This is a genomic window from Streptomyces sp. col6, assembly GCF_008042035.1.
Classification (GTDB): domain Bacteria; phylum Actinomycetota; class Actinomycetes; order Streptomycetales; family Streptomycetaceae; genus Streptomyces.
Genome location: NZ_RDBL01000037.1, coordinates 1 through 632, shown reverse-complemented (window position 1 = coordinate 632; position 632 = coordinate 1). Strand labels below are relative to the sequence as shown.

The following is a 632-nucleotide window of genomic DNA, read 5'->3' as shown; positions in this document are numbered from 1 at the left end:
CCAGCTCGCGCACCCGGGCGTCGAGAAGGACCTCGCGGACCGCGCGATCCTCTACGCGCCGGACTACGTGGTCAACGCGGGCGGGGTCATCCAGGTCGCCGACGAGCTGCACGGCTTCGACTTCGACCGGTGCAAGGCGAAGGCGGCGAAGATCTTCGACACCACGCTGGCCATATTCGCACGTGCGAAGGAGGACGGCATTCCGCCGGCCGCCGCGGCCGACCGGATCGCCGAGCAGCGGATGGCGGAGGCCCGCCGCCGCTGATCCGGAGGCCCTCCCTTCGGCCACGGCCCGCCGACCGGCGAGACAAGACTCACGCCGGTCGGCGGGTCGCCCGCCGATAAGAGGTTAAAATCGCAGTTGACCAGCGAGGACGGGGCGTCTCGCGGGTCCTCTTCCGGGGCACGTGATGCGGGCGGCGTACCGTATGGCCGCGGAAGCAGGTACCGTTAAAGCTCTACAGGCACGGTCTCTCTGCCGAGAGTCCGTCCTGAAACATGAACGCGTGTCAAGACTCTGGGGCCGTCGAGCCCCGTCACCGAGGGGGTCGAGCCATGGGGCGCGGCCGGGCAAAGGCCAAGCAGACAAAGGTCGCCCGCCAGCTGAAGTACAGCAGCGGCGGGACGGACCT

1 protein-coding gene and 1 pseudogene are annotated in these 632 nt (G+C 69.1%); both read left to right on the top strand.

Annotated elements, in window-relative coordinates:
• Positions 1–265, top strand: a pseudogene (locus tag EAO73_RS34785) (valine dehydrogenase); the annotation flags it as partial.
• 233 nt (positions 266–498) lie between these two features.
• Positions 499–632: DUF3073 family protein (locus EAO73_RS36995; protein ID WP_224756582.1), on the top strand; the 134-nt coding region annotated here is incomplete at its 3' end.